The organism is Pseudomonas sp. 7-41 (assembly GCF_021233075.1).
GTDB classification, from domain to species: domain Bacteria; phylum Pseudomonadota; class Gammaproteobacteria; order Pseudomonadales; family Pseudomonadaceae; genus Aquipseudomonas; species Aquipseudomonas veronii.
The window spans coordinates 4,872,123-4,888,436 of sequence record NZ_CP089551.1 but is presented as its reverse complement, the minus strand read 5'-3'; the positions used below and the strand labels follow the sequence as shown (position 1 = coordinate 4,888,436).

The following is a 16,314-nucleotide window of genomic DNA, read 5'->3' as shown; positions in this document are numbered from 1 at the left end:
ACGATAACGAGGGGAACCTGACACCCAGCGGCGTCCTCAGGTTTTTCGCGAGCAAGCTCGCTCCTACAGAGGAGAGGGCGTTTGTCAGGCTGCGGCGAAGCGCTTGTCCAGGTAATCGATGATCACCTTGGAGTCATACATCCAGGTGGTCTGGCCATTCTCTTCGATGCGCAGGCACGGCACTTTGATCTTGCCGCCTTGCTCCAGCAGGGTCTGGCGATCCTGTTCGTTGTTCTTCGCATCCTTCAACGCTACCGGCACATTCAGGCGATGCAGGGTGCGACGGGTCTTCACGCAGAACGGGCAGGCGTGGAACTGATACAGGGTCAGTTCCTTGGCGGCCGCGTTGACCTGCGCTTGCTGCTCGGCGGGGCGCTGCTTTTTGCGTGGACGGGTAATGTAGTCGCCCGCGATGATGACGTGGCCGAGGCCCACTCGAAGTGCTTTGACGAACATGGCTGAAACCTCTTGCCCAGAACAGAGGGCCGCATCTTACTTGATTTGTGGGGGCGAAAAAAAACCGGCGATGAACGCCGGCTTTTTCCTACCCGACCGGTTATTTGATCAGGCTGAGGAATTCGCTGCGGGTCGCCGCGTTTTCGCGGAACTCACCCAGCATCACCGAGGTGATCATCGACGAATTCTGTTTCTCCACACCGCGCATCATCATGCACATGTGCTTGGCTTCGATTACCACGGCCACGCCCAGGGCGCCGGTCACTTGCATCACGGCATCGGCGATCTGGCGGCTGAGGTTTTCCTGGATCTGCAGGCGGCGCGCATACATGTCGACAATCCGCGCGACCTTCGACAGGCCCAGCACTTTGCCGCTCGGGATATACGCGACGTGGGCCTTGCCGATAAACGGCAGCAGGTGGTGTTCGCACAACGAGTACAACTCGATGTCCTTGACCAGCACCATTTCGCTGTTGTCGGAGCTGAACAAGGCACCGTTGGTGACTTCTTCCAGTGTCTGTTCATAGCCGCGGCAAAGGTACTGCATCGCCTTGGCGGCACGCTTTGGCGTGTCGAGCAGGCCCTCGCGGGTAACGTCCTCGCCGAGTTGGCCGAGGATCGCGGTGTAATTCTGTTCCAGGGACATGAAACTACCTGTGGGATTTTCGCAAAGCGCAAGGGTACGGTGGCCGACCCATCGCTGCAAGCCTGACGATGGCACGGGTTACTCGTCGCGCCCTTCCAGCATGGTGCGCTTGAGCATCACATACACCGCGCCGGCGCCACCGTGGCGGGGCTGGCAGGAGGTAAAGCCGAGTACTTGGGCATGCTGGCGCAGCCAGGTGTTGACGTGGCTCTTGATCATCGGCCGCTTGCCGTCCAGGCGCACGGCCTTGCCGTGGGTGACGCGCACGCAGCGGATTTCGAACCGGGTGGCTTCGGCGAGGAAGGCCCAGAGGGTTTCCCGGGCTTTTTCCACGCTCATGCCGTGCAGGTCGAGGCTGCCTTCGAAGGGGATCTGGCCGGTCTTGAGCTTGCGTATCTGGCTTTCCTGCACGCCGTCGCGGGCCCACATCAGCTCGTCTTCGGGGCCGACGTCAATCACGAACTGGTCCGACAGACCGTCCACGGTGGTGGCGTCAGTGCGTACGGTCGCGGCCTGGCGCAGCTTGGCGATCTGCGCTCGGTCACTCTTGGGTTTGCCGGTGTCGGCGCGGTCGTGCTTGATCGGCTTGACGCCGCGCAGCTCGTTTTTGAACAGGGAAAAATCGTCGTCTTGCATGTCAGCCTCCGCGAGGGGCGGGCAGTTTACCTAAATCGCGGCGGCCGGGGCGCAGGAAACGCTATCCAAGCGCCATCAGTCGTGCTTTTTCATCAGGTGCGAGGCGATGTTCAGCGACAACGGCTGGCGCATCCGCCGCCGGCTGCGGCGCCATAACCACACGCCGAACCACAGCACCAGCAGGCCGCCCACCAACAGCATCGCCGAGCCGCCGGGGCTGGCATTCAGTTCGCCCAGCGCCGGGGAATGCCCCGACAAACCCGCGCCACCGGCGACCGCCAGCAGCACACCTATGATCGCCAGCAGCGCGGCAATGCCGGCTACCAGGCGCAGACGCCAGTTGCTCGGGCCCTTGGGGCGCAAGCGACGAGCATCAAAACCATCGGATATCTTCATTCCGACCTTTCCTCCAGGGTATCGGCCCTTCGACCGGAAGATACACAGGTTGTTCCGGCGCCAGAGGTAATTGCAGCAAATGACAGGCATTTGCAGATGAGCGGGGCCTCGAATCGGCCGCACCGCTCATTTCGGGGCAATCAGATCAGGTCTTTGGTCAAGGCGAGGGTGGCGAAGTTGTCGGCCATGATGGCCATTTCGGTTTGTTGCACGTGCTCGGCACTCAGGACACCGCCCTTGTAAGGCAGGTCGCGGGTGGCGCAGGCGTCTTCCACCAGGGTGCAGCGAAAGCCCAGGTTCTTGGCGGCGCGCACGGTGGTGCTGACGCTGGAGTGGCTCATGAAGCCGCAGACGATCAGGTCCAGGGAGCCGAGGTCCTGCAGGTGTTTTTCCAGGCCGGTGCCGTGGAACGCGCTGGGCAGCAGTTTACCGATGATGGTTTCGTTGCCCATTGGCTCCAGGCCGGGAATGAATTCGCCGCGCTCGCCTTGTGGGTCAAACAGGCCGCCGACGGTGCCCAGGTGGCGCACATGCACGATCGGGCGACCGGCGTTGCGCGCCGCAGCGACCAGTTGCTTGATATTGCCCACCGCCGCATCCATGCCCGCGAGGGCGAGTGGACCGCTGAGGTATTCCTTCTGGGCGTCGATGATCACGAGGGTCGCATGGCTGAGATTGGCCGCTGCATAACCTCGACCGCTGATTTGAAACATCGTCTTTGGAACGGACATTCTGGGGGCTCCTGTGAGGGGGGCTTTTGCGCCATTGTCCACTGGCTGAGCGGTTCTGTGAATCGCTTCCATCGTAAGCTACGCCGTTGCTGGCGTGCAGCCATGTCAAGCGGTGCGGTTGTTTGACGCAATGATGGCAAATTGGATGAAATCCGACATACGGTTGAGGCTTTTCGCACGTCGTCGCTACAGACGAAGGCTGTTAGAATCGCCAGTCGTTTTTTCCAGGAGTCTGCCCCCGTGATCACTTCCCGCCTGCGCACCTTGCGCGACCATATCCGTTGGGCTGTCAGCCGTTTCCATGGGGAAGAGCTGTTTTTCGGGCACGGTACCGACAACGCCTGGGACGACGCCCGGCAATTGGTGCTCGGCGCCTTGCATCTGCCCTGGGAAATTGCCGACAGCTACCTGGATTGCAACCTAGAAGAAGAGGAAGTTTCCCACTTGCAACGGCTGCTGCACCGTCGCATTCATGAGCGGGTGCCGACAGCCTACTTGATTGGCGAAGCCTGGTTCTGTGGCATGTCGTTTATCGTCGACGAGCGCGTGCTGATCCCGCGTTCACCGATCAGCGAACTCATCGAAAGCCGCTTCGAACCCTGGCTGGCCCAGCCGCCGGCACGCATTCTCGACCTGTGTACCGGCTCCGGTTGCATCGGCATCGCCTGTGCCTACGAGTTCCAGGACGCCGAAGTGGTGTTGGGTGACGTGTCGTTCGAAGCGTTGGAAGTGGCCAATCAGAACATCGAGCGCCATGGCGTCGACGAGCGTGTGTATACCGTACAGGGCGACGGTTTTGACGGGCTGCCGGGTCAGCGCTTCGACTTGATCGTGTCGAACCCGCCGTATGTGGACGCCGAAGACTTCGCCGACATGCCGGACGAGTACCAGCACGAACCGGAACTGGGCCTGGCCTGCGGCGACGATGGCTTGAACCTGGTCCGGCGGATGCTCGCCGAAGCGGCGGACCACCTGACCGAGAAGGGCTTGTTGATCGTCGAAGTGGGTAACAGCCAGGTGCATGTCGAGGCGCTGTACCCGGAAGTCGACTTCGCCTGGCTGGAGTTCCAGCGCGGCGGGCACGGTGTGTTCATGCTCACGGCCGAGCAGTGCCGCAACCATCAGGCGGTATTCGCCGCCCGGGTTTAATCGACCGCTCTGACGTGTGGGAGGGGGCTTGCCCCCGATGAGGGCGTGTCAGTCACTGAATGCATTGACTGATGCACCGCTATCGGGAGCAAGCCCGCTCCCACATCACCGATGGGTGGCAATCCAGATCAACAACCCCGCCTGAAACACGGTAAACGCCACCAGACAGGTGATGGTGAAGCGTAGCCCGCTGTCCTCACGCTTGAACTTGGTGACCTTTTCCTCTTCCTTGCGCAGCTTCACTTCCTGCTCCGTCAGGTTCTGCTCGGCCTGTTGCAGCATTTGCGCGGCTTCGAGGATTTCCACGAACTGCACTTTCTCGGTGTTCCAGCTATCGAGCACGTCGCTGACCTTGCCGGGCTGCACGTTGCCCTTCAGATGCTGCACGTCGGCGTAGGCCACATCAAAGCCCTGGATACGCAGGAAGTGATCGCGGCGCAGGCGTGTGGCTTCGTTGAGGGCGTCCTTGTTGGCCAGGTCCACCCCGTCGACGCGGTAGTGCGACCACTTCTTCTTCGCCCACGCGGCGCCCTGAGCCACCAGGAAACGGCCGATGCCACGGTTGGCCGGTTCGATTTCCAGGCTGTTGCCCGGGCCGAAATGCACACGGTGTTTAGCGTGATCGACCCAGATATCCAGGTGATTCTGCTCGCGGCGCACCCGTTGGCCCGGCAACTGGATGACCATGCGCAATAGGCTGTGATGGTGGTCGTGGCGTTCGACATAGCCAAATTGCACAAACCGCAAGGGGCGTACCCCGGTGGAGCGGTCGGTGGGCAGGGGCGCCAGGCGCAGCATTTTGAAATGTTCGGCCTGTACGTCCGCCCACGGCAGGGGCGCCGCGTCGACGACCTCGGTGTGTTCCGCCGGGGTGTCGGCGGTAGGTTCTGGTGTTGCTTCGGTGTTAGTCATGCGGCGCGATCCTGTCCTAGCCCAGCCAGTCGACAGGCTTTTTGCTGTCGACTTTCGGCTTATCGGCCGTTTTTCCCAGTACTGGAGGCAATTAGTCGGTTAACGGGGCTGAAGTCCGTCGATAAAGCCAACCAGGCGGGTTTCCAGCTCGGCGGCGAGGGGCAATCGCGGGTCGTTGTAGGACGCCAACTGTTGCTTCACCTCCTTGGGCACGATACGCATCACATGGTTCATGCCTTCGATCACCGTCAGCTCGGCATCGGGCTTGGCGTCCTTCAATTGCCGCGCATCGCCCACACCCACCTGGATATCGTTGGTGCCCTGGATGATCAGCGCGGGCATGCGCAGTCTGGCAAAGGCGGCCGACGGGTCGGCGCGAAACAGGCTGATCAGATACGGTTGCACACTGGGTCGGAAAATCCCTTCAAGCGGGCCAGGCACATCGGTATCCACTTGGCCGGCCTTGAGGTGATCGAGGATTTCATTGCTGCGCAACTGCAGGGCCGGGGGCAGGTGACCGGCCAGTTGCTGGCGGATCACCTGGTCGACCGGGCGGGCGCTGCCCGACAGGGAAATCACCCCGGCCGGGTCGAGTTGCGGTGCCGCCAGGGCGGCCACCAGCGCGCCTTCGCTATGGCCCAGTACGATCAGCGGGCCCATGCGCTTGTCGGCCTTGAGCAGCTTGCCCCAGGCCACGGCGTCGGCCACGTAGGCGTCGAGGGTCAGGTCGCGTTCATCGGGCGTGGCGGCCAGGCTGGCCGCCACGCCGCGCTTGTCATAGCGCACGCTGGCGATGTTATGCCGGGCCAGCACCCACGCCAGGCGCTTGAGACTGTCGTTGCGCGCGCCGTCGGCACTGTTGCCGTTGCGGTCGGTCGGGCCGGAGCCGGCAATGATCAGCACCACCGGCACCGGTTTGTCGGACTGCGGTAGCAACAGCGAGCCGAACAGCTCGCCGCTGCCGGTGTCGAGGCTGATGGGCCGTTGCAACACCACGGGGGACGCGGCATGCGCTACGGCGGTGAACAGGGTGAGGGTAAACAGCAAAACTCGAAGCATCATTGCGCCATTATTCAGGAGGTGCCGGTTCGACCAACGTCTACCGGTAAGGTTTCGAGGATGAACTAGTCGGTTGGCCCGCGTATACTGGTGCGCTTGGTTATCACCGCTGAGTGATTACAACTGATTTCACGGAGCGCCCTGCATGTCCGGCAATACCTTCGGCAAGCTGTTCACTGTCACCACCGCGGGCGAAAGCCATGGCCCGGCGTTGGTCGCCATTGTCGACGGCTGCCCGCCCGGCCTCGAGCTGTCCCTGGAAGACCTGCAGCGTGACCTCGACCGCCGCAAGCCCGGCACCAGCCGCCACACCACCCAGCGCCAGGAACCCGATGAAGTCGAGATCCTCTCCGGTGTGTTCGAAGGTCGCACCACCGGCTGCGCCATCGGCCTGTTGATCCGCAACACCGACCAGAAGTCCAAGGACTACTCGGCGATCAAGGACCTGTTCCGCCCGGCCCACGCCGACTACACCTACCACCACAAATACGGCGAGCGCGACTACCGTGGCGGCGGCCGCAGCTCGGCCCGCGAAACCGCGATGCGCGTGGCTGCCGGTGCCATCGCCAAGAAATACCTGGCGACCCAGGGCATCGTCGTCCGTGGCTACATGAGCCAGCTGGGCCCGATCGAAATCCCGTTCAAGACCTGGGACAGCGTCGACGACAACGCCTTTTTCAGCCCGGACCCGGACAAAGTGCCGGAGCTGGAAGCCTATATGGACCAGTTGCGCCGCGACCAGGATTCGGTCGGGGCGAAAATCACCGTGGTCGCCGAGGGCGTGAAACCGGGTCTCGGCGAGCCGATCTTCGACCGTCTGGACGCTGAGCTGGCCCACGCGCTGATGAGCATCAACGCCGTCAAAGGCGTGGAAATCGGCGCCGGGTTCGCCTGCGTGTCCCAGCGCGGCACCGAGCACCGCGACGAACTGACCCCGCAGGGTTTCCTCAGCAACAATGCCGGCGGCATCCTCGGCGGTATTTCCTCCGGCCAGCCGATCGTTGCGCACCTGGCGCTCAAGGCCACGTCGAGCATCACCACCCCGGGCCGTTCGATCGATGTACACGGCAACCCGGTGGACGTGATTACCAAGGGCCGTCACGACCCGTGCGTCGGCATCCGCGCCACGCCGATCGCCGAAGCGATGATGGCGATCGTGTTGATGGACCACCTGCTGCGCAACCGTGGGCAAAACGCCGATGTGCGCGTGAGTACTCCGGTACTGGGCCAGCTGTGACGGTGTGTGGCGCGCGAGCTTGCTCGCGCCTTGCCGCAAAGCGGCCTCTTGCATGACTCCAGCACTTCCGTACTGGCGACTCTCCAGCTTCTACCTCTTCTACTTCGCCCTGCTGGGGGCCACGGCGCCGTTCCTGGCGCTGTACTTCGATCACCTGGGGTTCTCCAGCGCGCGTATCGGCGAGCTGGTGGCCATCCCCATGCTGATGCGCTGCGTGGCCCCCAATCTGTGGGGCTGGCTGGGCGACTATACCGGCCGGCGCCTGGCCATCGTGCGTGTGGGCGCACTGTGTACGCTGGTGAGTTTTGCGTTGATTTTCGTCAGCAAAACCTATGCCTGGCTGGCCCTGGTCATGGCCCTGCATGCGTTTTTCTGGCATGCGGTGCTGCCGCAGTTTGAAGTGATCACCCTGGCCCATCTGCATAAGCAGACCTCGCGCTATAGCCAGATCCGCCTGTGGGGCTCCATCGGCTTCATCCTCACGGTGGTGATCATGGGCCGCCTGTTCGACTGGCTGAGCCTGGATATCTACCCGGTGGTGGTCGTGGTGATCATGGCCGGGATCATCGGTGCCAGCCTGTGGGTGCCGAATGCGCAGCCGGCGAACCACGGCCCCCGCCTGGCGGGCGAGGGCTTCCTCAAGCAGTTGCGCAGCCCCGGCGTCCTGGCGTTTTACGCCTGCGTGGCGTTGATGCAAATGAGCCATGGCCCGTATTACACCTTTCTCACCCTGCACCTGGAACACTTGGGCTACAGCCGTGGCGTAATCGGCATGCTGTGGGCCCTCGGGGTGGTGGCGGAAGTGTTGATGTTCCTGGGCATGAGCCGCATCCTCACGCGTTTCTCGGTGCGCCGGGTGCTGCTGGCGAGTTTCCTGTTGGCGGCGCTGCGCTGGTTGTTGCTGGGCGCGTTCGCGGAATTTTTCTGGGTGCTGCTGCTGGCGCAGGTGATGCACGCGGCTACCTTCGGCAGTTTTCATGCGGCGGCGATTGCTTTTGTGCAGCGCAGCTTCGGTGCGCGCCAGCAAGGTCAGGGCCAGGCGTTATACGCGGCCTTGGCCGGCACCGGCGGCGCGCTTGGCGCGCTGTACGCTGGTTACAGCTGGAACCTGTTGGGGCCGGCCCTGACCTTCAGTATCGCCAGCGTCGCGGCCCTGGCCGCCGCCCTTATCATCGGCTTTCGATTGCACGAGCAGAACCAAGGAACCGTCCTATGAGTTATGTAGCCGTTTACCACGTCGCCACACCGGATACACCGAACAAAGTCCTGACCCACTTCGACGATATCGCGTCGACCCTGGCCGAGCATGGCGTGCGATTCGAGCGCTGGCAGCCCGCCGTTATTGAAAAAGGCGCGGACGACGCCACCATGATCGCGGCGTATCAGCCACGGATCGACGCCCTCGGCTACGCCTGCGTCGAGGTGCTGCATGCTCCCGGCGACCCTGCGCAGAAGGCGGCATTGCGCGATCAGTTCCTTGCCGAGCGGCGTTACAGCGAAGATGAAGCGCGCTTTTTCATCGCCGGCCAAGGCCTGTTTGTCTTGCACATTGGTGACTATGTGTACGGCGTGCGCTGTGAGAAAAATGACCTGCTGCTGATCCCGGCCGGCATGCCCCATTGGTTTGATATGGGCGAGCACCCACATTTCGTGACGCTGCGCCTGTCCCATGCGGCAGGCGGCGGGGTGCCTGAATTCAGCGGGGACGATATCGCCGCTGGTTTCCCTGGGTTGGATGACTAGGCTTAATCGACTTGAATCTTCAACCCCGACGAGTTGGAAGTTGTTGTGGGAAGAAGCTTATTTATCTGTAAGGCCTGGCTGTTTATCGCCGGCCTTACGCTTTGACGCGCTCCATTATGTAACTCTCTCCGGTCTTAATGTTTGTATCGCCTGTCAATAGGAGGAATCCGAAAGGCGATAAGCATCAGCCAACAATAAGGAGAGAAAGCGATGAGTGATCCAGAGGCGTCAGGTGCGCCGTTGAGCGTGCCCACCGATGTCAGAAAACGCTTGGCCTTGTCCGGCAAGCCCCTGACTCCGACCGAATTGGAGATCTTGCGCTGGGCCTCCGAAGGCAAGACCATCTGGGAAATCAGCCGGATTCGTGAAACGTCCCAAGCCGCAGTGAAATTCCACCTGCGTAACATCTATGGCAAGTTGCAAGTCAACAATCGTGTACAAGCGATGAATGAAGCCGCCCGATTGGGCCTGTCCTGAACCCATGAAAAAGGGCCGCGACGCTGGATGGCGTCGCGGCCCTTTTTTGTGTGTCTTAGGCCGAATGGTAAGTCGGCAGGGCAAAGCGGTTCTGGCTCTGCAGCATGGAAATCTGCGGCAGTTCGCTGGCTTGTTCGGCCAGGTCGCGGCGAATGGCGCTGATCACCCAGGTGAGTTGATCGGCCGTGTGCAGTTGCTGGTAGGAGATCGAGCGCTTGACCTGCTTGCCTTCGCTGTTGCGCAGGGTCAGCAGGATACCGCCGTCCGGGCGTGGCTGAGTGGTGACGTCGTATTGGGAGAATACTGAGGCGAATTTATCTTGGATCAGGCTCATGTCTATCAGCTCCGTTGGCTCAAGTTGGCAAGCATGGAGTGATAGGTGCAGTGATTGTGCCATCTCGCGTTTTTATATAAAGTCTTTAAAAATCAATAACTTGTAAAAAGTCAGGATTTTTGATTTCGTGCAAATTGCATGAATGGCCATCATGCATCCTGCATTTTGCGCTACTCGATCCGGCCGGGCGGGCGCCTCGTCACTGATAGGGACTGCCGATGTGTCGCAAAATTCCCTGTGGGGCGGTTGCGGCTTCGGGATACAAAACATTTCAAATCCCGCGTGTACAGTCGAAGAACGGCTGGCGTATTTTCCCCTGAGCATTTGGCTTCCTGCCTGCAAAAAATGCCGGAGTTTCTGGCCCCGACGAAGAATAAGAAAAAGGACGTTCCTCCATGCGCCATCCGCAAAACGACATGATTACCTGGAGCATGCTGCTGCGTAAGGTGCCCGCCATCGTCCGCGCCTTGCCACGGGTGGTCCGCGGCATGCGTGCCGCGAATGTCACCGACCCCGCGCAGCCCTGTGGCCTGGGCTGGCATTTCGAGCAAGCCACCCTGCGCAACCCTGACGGCGCGGCGTTGTTGTACGGCGACAGCGTGCTCAGTTACCGCGATGCCAACCAGCGTGCGAACCGCATCGCCCACCACCTGCAGAGCCAGGGCATCCGCAAAGGCGATGTGGTGGCGCTGTTTATTGAGAATCGCCCCGAATTGCTGCTCAACGTGCTGGCCGTGGCCAAGCTGGGCGGCATCTGCGCCATGCTCAATACCTCGCAAACCCAGGCGGCGCTGGTACACAGCCTGAATCTGGTCAACCCGGTGGCGATTGTGGTGGGGGCGGAGTTGGTGGAGGCCTACACAGCGGTGCGCGATCAAGTGGTGATCGCGGCCGATCGCACCTGGTTTGTCGCGGATCAACCCGGCAGCGCGGTGCCTGCCGGCTATATCGACCTGATGGCGGCCAGCGCCGAGTGCACGCTGGACAACCCGGCCAGTTCCCGGCAGATCTTTTTCAACGACCCGTGCTTCTATATCTACACCTCCGGCACCACCGGCTTGCCCAAGGCCGGCATCATGAAACATGGCCGCTGGACCAAAACCGCGGTCAGCTTCGCCAGCATCGCCCTCGACATGGGCCCCGCCGACGTCATGTATTGCACCTTGCCGCTGTACCACGCCACCGGCCTTTGCGTGTGCTGGGGCTCGGCGATCGTCGGCGCGTCGGGGTTCGCGATTCGCCGCAAATTCAGCGCCAGCCAGTTCTGGGGCGATGTGCGCAAGTTCAACGCGACCACCCTGGGTTATGTCGGTGAGTTGTGCCGTTACCTGCTCGACCAGCCGGCCAGCGCCCAGGACCGTGACAACCGGGTGATCAAGATGGTCGGCAATGGCCTGCGGCCCGGTGTATGGGCGCAGTTCAAGCAACGCTTTGGCGTCGAGCATATCTGTGAGCTGTATGCCGCGAGTGACGGCAATATCGGCTTCACCAATGTGTTGAATTTCGACAACACCATCGGCTTCTGCCTGCAGCGCTGGGCGCTGGTGGACTACGCCCACGACAGCGGTGAGCCGCTGCGTGGCGCCGATGGTTTCATGCGCAAGGTGCAAACGGGCGGGGAGGGCCTGTTGCTGGCGAGGATCGATGAAAAGGCCCCGTTCGACGGTTACACCGACCCGGAAAAGAACCGCAAGGTGGTGCTGACCGACGTGTTCGAAAAGGGCGACCGCTACTTCAATACCGGCGATCTGCTGCGCAGCATCGGTTTCGGCCATGCGCAATTTGTCGATCGCCTGGGCGACACCTATCGCTGGAAAGGCGAAAACGTTTCCACCACCGAGGTCGAGAACATCCTGTTGCAACACCCGCAGATCGCCGAGGTGGTGGCCTACGGTGTCGAGATCGAAAACACCAATGGCCGCGCCGGCATGGTCGCCATCACCCCCAGCGAATCCCTGGCCGCCCTGGATATGCGCGAGTTGCTGCAGTTCGCTCATGGCCAGTTGCCGCACTATGCGGTGCCGCTGTTCCTGCGGATCAAGATGAAGATGGAGACAACGGGCACGTTCAAATACCAGAAAGTACGGCTCAAGGAAGAAGCGTTCGACCCGGCCAAGGCCGGCAACGACCCGGTCTACGCCTGGCTGCCCGGTTCGGATTGCTATGTGCCGGTCACCGGGCAATTGTTGGCGCAGATCCAGGGCGGACAGTTCCGCTATTGATTCTGCCTATGGTGGCTGTTGACAAAAAAACCATGACAGTGGGGAACTCCCTCGCGACACTGGGCGCCTACTCTTCAGTACCCGAAGCCGCACCAGACAAGGAGCCCCCACATGTCAGACCATGCCAAACAAATGACCGAAGACGAAGCCGCCGAATTTGCCGAGCAGGTCTTCGACGTCGCGCGCAGAGGCGATGCGGCCTTGCTTGCCGCGCTGCTGGCCAAGGGCTTGCCAGCCAACCTGCGTAACCACAATGGCGACACCTTGCTGATGCTGGCCGCCTATCACGGCCACGCCGACGCGGTCAAAGTGCTGCTGGAGTTCAAGGCCGACCCACAGATCGCCAACGACAAGCATCAACTGCCGATCGCCGGCGCGGCGTTCAAGGGCAACTTGCCCGTGGTCAAGGCGCTGATCGAAGGCGGCGCGCCGGTTGATGCGTCGTCGTCCGACGGCCGCACGGCATTGATGATGGCCGCGATGTTCAACCGCGTCGAAATGGTCGACTACCTGCTCAGCCAGGGCGCCAACCCCAAGACTGCCGACGCCCAGGGCGCCACGGCATTGGCCGCGGCACAGACCATGGGCGCGGTGGATACGGCGGCGCAGTTGCAGAAACTGGTGTAGGCTACGCGCCCTCGAAAACCCGCCCGCCACAGGACCCCTTCATGAAAAACGCCCTCGTCGAACTCATCCGTAAAATCAGCGCCGGCGTCATGGGCGACGACGAGGTGGCGCGCATCGCCGAGGAAGCGGCGCAGGCCTACGCCGACCCGGTGGCCTTTCTGGCGGCGAACCCGGACATCAACTACGACGATACTTTCCCGATTCCGCTGGGCGAGTGGGTGGTGGTCGGCAGCCTGCCGGACACGGTGCTGTTCCAGGCCGACACCTATGGCGACTTGTTTGCGCAGATCGTTGCCTCGTTCGGCCCCGGCGTGGCGTTCAACCTCAAGCCCAAGCAACTGGCCAAGACCGAAGCCCTCACCGCGCTCAATCGCATCCAGATCCAGATGAGTGCGCTCAGCCCGCAAGACGGTGGTTATGTGTTGCTGAACTTCAGCCAGCCGCTGGATGACGAGATCCAGGCCGTGCTGGTGTACGGCAACGACCTGCCGCGCGTGCTGGAACTGTGCGCCGAAGTCGGCATCCACGGCGAACCGTCCCTGGAAGCCCTGCGGGTCGCGGTCCACGTCTGAAATAAAACGGAACCCCAGCCAGGGCTGGCTATCCTACAAGGGCATGCCCTCACTTAGGAGCGACACCATGGGTTCCACTTTCAACGGTCTGGTCGGGCTGATCATCCTCGCGCTGGATATCTGGGCGATCATCAATGTGTTCAAAAGCGGCGCGAGCACCGGTGCCAAGGTGTTGTGGATTCTGTTGATCCTGCTGCTGCCGGTCCTGGGCCTGATCATCTGGGCGATTGCCGGGCCGCGGGGCAACGTGCGGTTCTGAGCTCCAGCTTCACTCAAGCTGAAGCGGGCACGGAAAATGTGGGAGGGGGCTTGCCCCCGATAGCGGTGTATCAGTCGTTACAACAGTGACTGAACCACCGCTATCGGGGGCAAGCCCCCTCCCACAATGGTTTCAGCAAATGCCTTGATATTGTGTGTCGAAATATTCGCTGTACGAAATTTTCACATCTCATCCAAGACAATTCGCCGGCTTTATCTCCCTGCAACGGCTCTATCTCAAGCACCGCCAGTTGCAGGATTGCGGCACGTGTTCAGTAATTAATGGCGTTGCCGGCAGTGATCGGGCACCATTTGCGCCATCGCGTTTACCGCCTACCCCAGCCAGCCTGGGCGAGGGCCGGACGCCACTGCACTCTTTTTCGCAACTTAAACCTCCAATGGGTCCTGAAACGACATGGCAAACCCGGACGCCCTGAATCAGCAGCGAGCTTCTAATCGCCTGCTGCAACCGACCGTCAAATCCCATCTGGCATACACGCTGCTTTGTGCACTGGTCATGATGGTGATGTTCTCCCTGCTGCGCCTGGCGCTGCTGGCCTACAACCGCGAGATGATCCTCGACACACCGGCCTCGACCTTCCTGGAAGCGTTCGCCAACGGCCTGCGCCTGGACATTCGCCTGGTGGTGTACCTGACGATCCCCTTGCTGCTGTCACTGTTCAGCGTGCGGGCCATGGCCGCGCGGGGGTTCTTCCGTTTCTGGCTGACCCTTGCCTCCAGCATCGCGCTGTTCCTGGGCCTGATGGAGATGGACTTCTACCGCGAATTCCACCAGCGCCTCAACGGCCTGGTCTTCCAGTACGTGAAGGAAGACCCGAAAACCGTGATGAGCATGCTCTGGTACGGTTTCCCGGTGGTGCGCTATCTGCTGGCCTGGGCCGTCGGCACGCTGATTCTGAGCGTGGCCTTCAAGGGCGCCGACCGGGCGACGCGTCCACGCGGCCCGTTCAGCGGCGGCAGCATCGGCACCCGCCAGGTGGCGCCGTGGTATTCGCGCATCGCGGTGTTTGTGGTGTGCCTGCTGGTCGCCGTGGTCGCCGCTCGCGGCACCCTGCGCCAGGGCCCGCCGCTGCGTTGGGGTGACGTCTACACCACCGACTCGAACTTCGCCAACCAATTGGGCCTCAATGGCACGTTGTCGTTGATCGCCGCGGCCAAGTCGCGCTTCTCCGAAGAACGCACCAACATCTGGAAGGCCACCCTCGAACAACCACTGGCCACCCAGACCGTGCGCGACATGCTGGTGTTGCCGCAAGAGAAGCTGGTAGATACCGACACCGCCGCCGTGCGCCGTGATTTCACGCCACCGGCCGAGAAAACCCTGCCGATCAAGAACGTCGTGGTGATCCTGATGGAGAGCTTCGCCGGTCACTCGGTGGGCGCTCTGGGGCGTCCGGGCAATATCACGCCGTACTTCGACAAACTGTCCAAGGAAGGCCTGCTGTTCGACCGCTTCTTCTCCAACGGCACCCACACCCACCAGGGTATGTTTGCCACCATGGCGTGCTTCCCGAACTTGCCGGGTTTCGAATACCTGATGCAGACCCCGGAAGGCAGCCACAAGCTGTCGGGCCTGCCGCAGTTGCTCAGTGCGCGCAAGTTTGACGACGTGTATGTCTACAACGGCGACTTCGCCTGGGACAACCAGTCGGGTTTCTTCAGCAACCAGGGCATGACCAACTTCATCGGCCGCAACGACTTTGTCGACCCAGTGTTCTCCGACCCGACCTGGGGCGTGTCCGACCAGGACATGTTCAACCGTGGCCTGGAAGAACTGAAAGCGCGTGAAGGCGGCAAGCCGTTCTACGCCCTGCTGCAAACCCTGTCCAACCACACGCCGTATGCCTTGCCGACCCCGTTGCCGGTGGAGAAAGTCACCGACCGTGGCAGCCTCAACGAGCATTTGACGGCGATGCGCTACTCCGACTGGGCCCTCGGCCAGTTCTTTGAAAAGGCCCGCAAGGAGCCGTACTTCAAGGAAACCCTGTTTGTGATCGTGGGCGACCACGGTTTCGGCAACGAGCAGCAGATCACCGAGATGGACCTGGGCCGCTTCAACGTGCCGATGCTGATGATTGCTCCGGGCATGCAAGAGAAGTTCGGCGTGCGTGACCACACCGTGGGCACCCAGATCGACATCGTGCCGACCATCATGGGCCGTCTGGGTGGCGACACCCTGCACCAGTGCTGGGGGCGTGACCTGCTCAACCTGCCGGAAGGCGACAAGGGTTTCGGCGTGATCAAGCCTTCGGGCAGCGATCAGACCGTGGCGCTGGTCACCGGCGACCGCGTGCTGGTATTGCCTAAGGAAATGCCTCCGAAGCTGTGGGAATACGAACTGGGCGCCGAGCCGACCGGTAAAGTGATCGCGGAATCGCCGGACGAGGCAGGGCTGAAACAGAAGCTCGAATCGTTCCTGCAGACCGCGACCAAAAGTTTGCTGGATAACACCGCCGGTGTTGTCGATGGCAAGCCGGACTGATTGACCGGCAATAAAAAAGAGGCCTTCATGAAGGCCTCTTTTTTTGTCCGGCGTTTATATCTTGCCGAGTAACAACAGCACCAGCAGCACCACCAGGACTACGCCGAGAATACCCGATGGACCATAACCCCAGCTACGGGAGTGCGGAAACACTGGCAAACCGCCGACCAGCAGGAGAATCAGGATGATGATTAAAATGAGGCTCATAATTGTATTTCCTTATAGGCCTTCTGCAAGGACCGGTTGTTTAAAGTTAGGCCCGTGGGTTTAATCGCGGACGCCTTAATAACTCCGACTGTGCCGCTTCGCAGAAAATTCCGTGTTTTTTTAAAGCATTTCGAAGACCTGCTTATTTC

At 61.4% G+C, this 16,314-nt stretch carries 19 protein-coding genes; 10 read left to right on the top strand and 9 right to left on the bottom strand.

What is annotated here, in order from left to right; all coding sequences use genetic code 11:
* Window positions 1–84: 84 nt before the first annotated feature.
* The 5 genes from LQ249_RS22080 to LQ249_RS22060 form a co-directional block, all read right to left on the bottom strand.
* On the bottom strand, window positions 85–456 hold the full coding sequence (locus LQ249_RS22080; RefSeq protein WP_017845838.1) for a glutathione S-transferase N-terminal domain-containing protein: 372 nt from the start codon (window positions 454–456) through the stop codon (window positions 85–87).
* Window positions 457–556: 100 nt separating this feature from the next.
* On the bottom strand, window positions 557–1,102 hold the full coding sequence (gene folE / locus LQ249_RS22075; RefSeq protein ID WP_017845839.1) for a GTP cyclohydrolase I FolE: 546 nt from the start codon (window positions 1,100–1,102) through the stop codon (window positions 557–559).
* 78 nt (window positions 1,103–1,180) lie between these two features.
* Window positions 1,181–1,738, bottom strand: a complete 558-nt coding sequence (locus LQ249_RS22070) for a Smr/MutS family protein (protein WP_017845840.1) — start codon at window positions 1,736–1,738, stop codon at window positions 1,181–1,183.
* A gap of 75 nt (window positions 1,739–1,813) precedes the next feature.
* A complete protein-coding gene (locus LQ249_RS22065; protein WP_046382569.1) occupies window positions 1,814–2,134 on the bottom strand; it encodes a hypothetical protein in 321 nt (106 codons plus the stop codon).
* Window positions 2,135–2,274: 140 nt separating this feature from the next.
* The gene (locus tag LQ249_RS22060; RefSeq protein ID WP_026139885.1) at window positions 2,275–2,865 is read right to left on the bottom strand and encodes a cysteine hydrolase family protein; all 591 of its coding nucleotides are present in this window, start codon (window positions 2,863–2,865) and stop codon (window positions 2,275–2,277) included.
* 240 nt (window positions 2,866–3,105) lie between these two features.
* Here LQ249_RS22060 and prmB point away from each other — a divergent pair, with 240 nt between their 5' ends.
* Window positions 3,106–4,014, top strand: coding sequence for a 50S ribosomal protein L3 N(5)-glutamine methyltransferase (prmB, locus tag LQ249_RS22055; RefSeq protein ID WP_057003896.1), 909 nt, complete (start codon window positions 3,106–3,108; stop codon window positions 4,012–4,014).
* A gap of 105 nt (window positions 4,015–4,119) precedes the next feature.
* Here the strand turns inward: prmB and LQ249_RS22050 are convergent, their stop codons facing one another.
* Both LQ249_RS22050 and LQ249_RS22045 read right to left on the bottom strand, forming a co-directional pair.
* Window positions 4,120–4,926: a hypothetical protein gene (locus LQ249_RS22050; protein WP_017845844.1), complete on the bottom strand. Its 807-nt coding sequence runs from the start codon at window positions 4,924–4,926 to the stop codon at window positions 4,120–4,122.
* A gap of 99 nt (window positions 4,927–5,025) precedes the next feature.
* A complete protein-coding gene (locus tag LQ249_RS22045; protein ID WP_057003897.1) occupies window positions 5,026–5,988 on the bottom strand; it encodes an alpha/beta hydrolase in 963 nt (320 codons plus the stop codon).
* 142 nt (window positions 5,989–6,130) lie between these two features.
* Here LQ249_RS22045 and aroC point away from each other — a divergent pair, with 142 nt between their 5' ends.
* The 4 genes from aroC to LQ249_RS22025 all read left to right on the top strand — a co-directional run bounded on the left by aroC (window position 6,131) and on the right by LQ249_RS22025 (window position 9,442).
* The gene (aroC, locus tag LQ249_RS22040) at window positions 6,131–7,222 is read left to right on the top strand and encodes a chorismate synthase (protein WP_046382572.1); all 1,092 of its coding nucleotides are present in this window, start codon (window positions 6,131–6,133) and stop codon (window positions 7,220–7,222) included.
* A 52-nt stretch (window positions 7,223–7,274) separates the two neighbouring features.
* Window positions 7,275–8,438 carry an MFS transporter gene (locus tag LQ249_RS22035; RefSeq protein WP_017845847.1) on the top strand — a complete coding sequence of 388 codons (1,164 nt, stop codon included), beginning with the start codon at window positions 7,275–7,277 and terminating at the stop codon, window positions 8,436–8,438.
* Complete coding sequence (locus tag LQ249_RS22030) at window positions 8,435–8,965, top strand: acireductone dioxygenase (RefSeq protein WP_232565907.1); 531 nt, start codon at window positions 8,435–8,437, stop codon at window positions 8,963–8,965. Before LQ249_RS22035 ends, LQ249_RS22030 begins: the two co-directional genes overlap by 4 nt.
* A gap of 210 nt (window positions 8,966–9,175) precedes the next feature.
* On the top strand, window positions 9,176–9,442 hold the full coding sequence (locus tag LQ249_RS22025) for a response regulator transcription factor (RefSeq protein WP_046382574.1): 267 nt from the start codon (window positions 9,176–9,178) through the stop codon (window positions 9,440–9,442).
* Window positions 9,443–9,497: 55 nt separating this feature from the next.
* On the opposite strand, the gene LQ249_RS22020 is transcribed toward LQ249_RS22025, so the two are convergent.
* Window positions 9,498–9,776: a DUF3509 domain-containing protein gene (locus tag LQ249_RS22020; protein ID WP_016970113.1), complete on the bottom strand. Its 279-nt coding sequence runs from the start codon at window positions 9,774–9,776 to the stop codon at window positions 9,498–9,500.
* Window positions 9,777–10,171: 395 nt separating this feature from the next.
* Between LQ249_RS22020 and LQ249_RS22015 the strand changes: the two genes are divergently transcribed.
* The 5 genes from LQ249_RS22015 (at window position 10,172) to LQ249_RS21995 (ending at window position 15,958) form a co-directional block, all read left to right on the top strand.
* Complete coding sequence (locus LQ249_RS22015; RefSeq protein WP_057003898.1) at window positions 10,172–11,998, top strand: long-chain-acyl-CoA synthetase; 1,827 nt, start codon at window positions 10,172–10,174, stop codon at window positions 11,996–11,998.
* Window positions 11,999–12,109: 111 nt separating this feature from the next.
* A complete protein-coding gene (locus LQ249_RS22010) occupies window positions 12,110–12,625 on the top strand; it encodes an ankyrin repeat domain-containing protein (RefSeq protein WP_017845853.1) in 516 nt (171 codons plus the stop codon).
* Window positions 12,626–12,666: 41 nt separating this feature from the next.
* Window positions 12,667–13,197 carry a hypothetical protein gene (locus LQ249_RS22005; protein ID WP_017845854.1) on the top strand — a complete coding sequence of 177 codons (531 nt, stop codon included), beginning with the start codon at window positions 12,667–12,669 and terminating at the stop codon, window positions 13,195–13,197.
* Window positions 13,198–13,264: 67 nt separating this feature from the next.
* Window positions 13,265–13,456: a PLDc N-terminal domain-containing protein gene (locus tag LQ249_RS22000; RefSeq protein ID WP_010567448.1), complete on the top strand. Its 192-nt coding sequence runs from the start codon at window positions 13,265–13,267 to the stop codon at window positions 13,454–13,456.
* A gap of 414 nt (window positions 13,457–13,870) precedes the next feature.
* Window positions 13,871–15,958 carry an LTA synthase family protein gene (locus LQ249_RS21995; protein WP_046382577.1) on the top strand — a complete coding sequence of 696 codons (2,088 nt, stop codon included), beginning with the start codon at window positions 13,871–13,873 and terminating at the stop codon, window positions 15,956–15,958.
* A gap of 54 nt (window positions 15,959–16,012) precedes the next feature.
* Here LQ249_RS21995 and LQ249_RS21990 read toward each other — a convergent pair whose 3' ends face one another.
* Window positions 16,013–16,165: a DUF3309 family protein gene (locus LQ249_RS21990; RefSeq protein ID WP_010208879.1), complete on the bottom strand. Its 153-nt coding sequence runs from the start codon at window positions 16,163–16,165 to the stop codon at window positions 16,013–16,015.
* Window positions 16,166–16,314 lie beyond the last annotated feature (149 nt).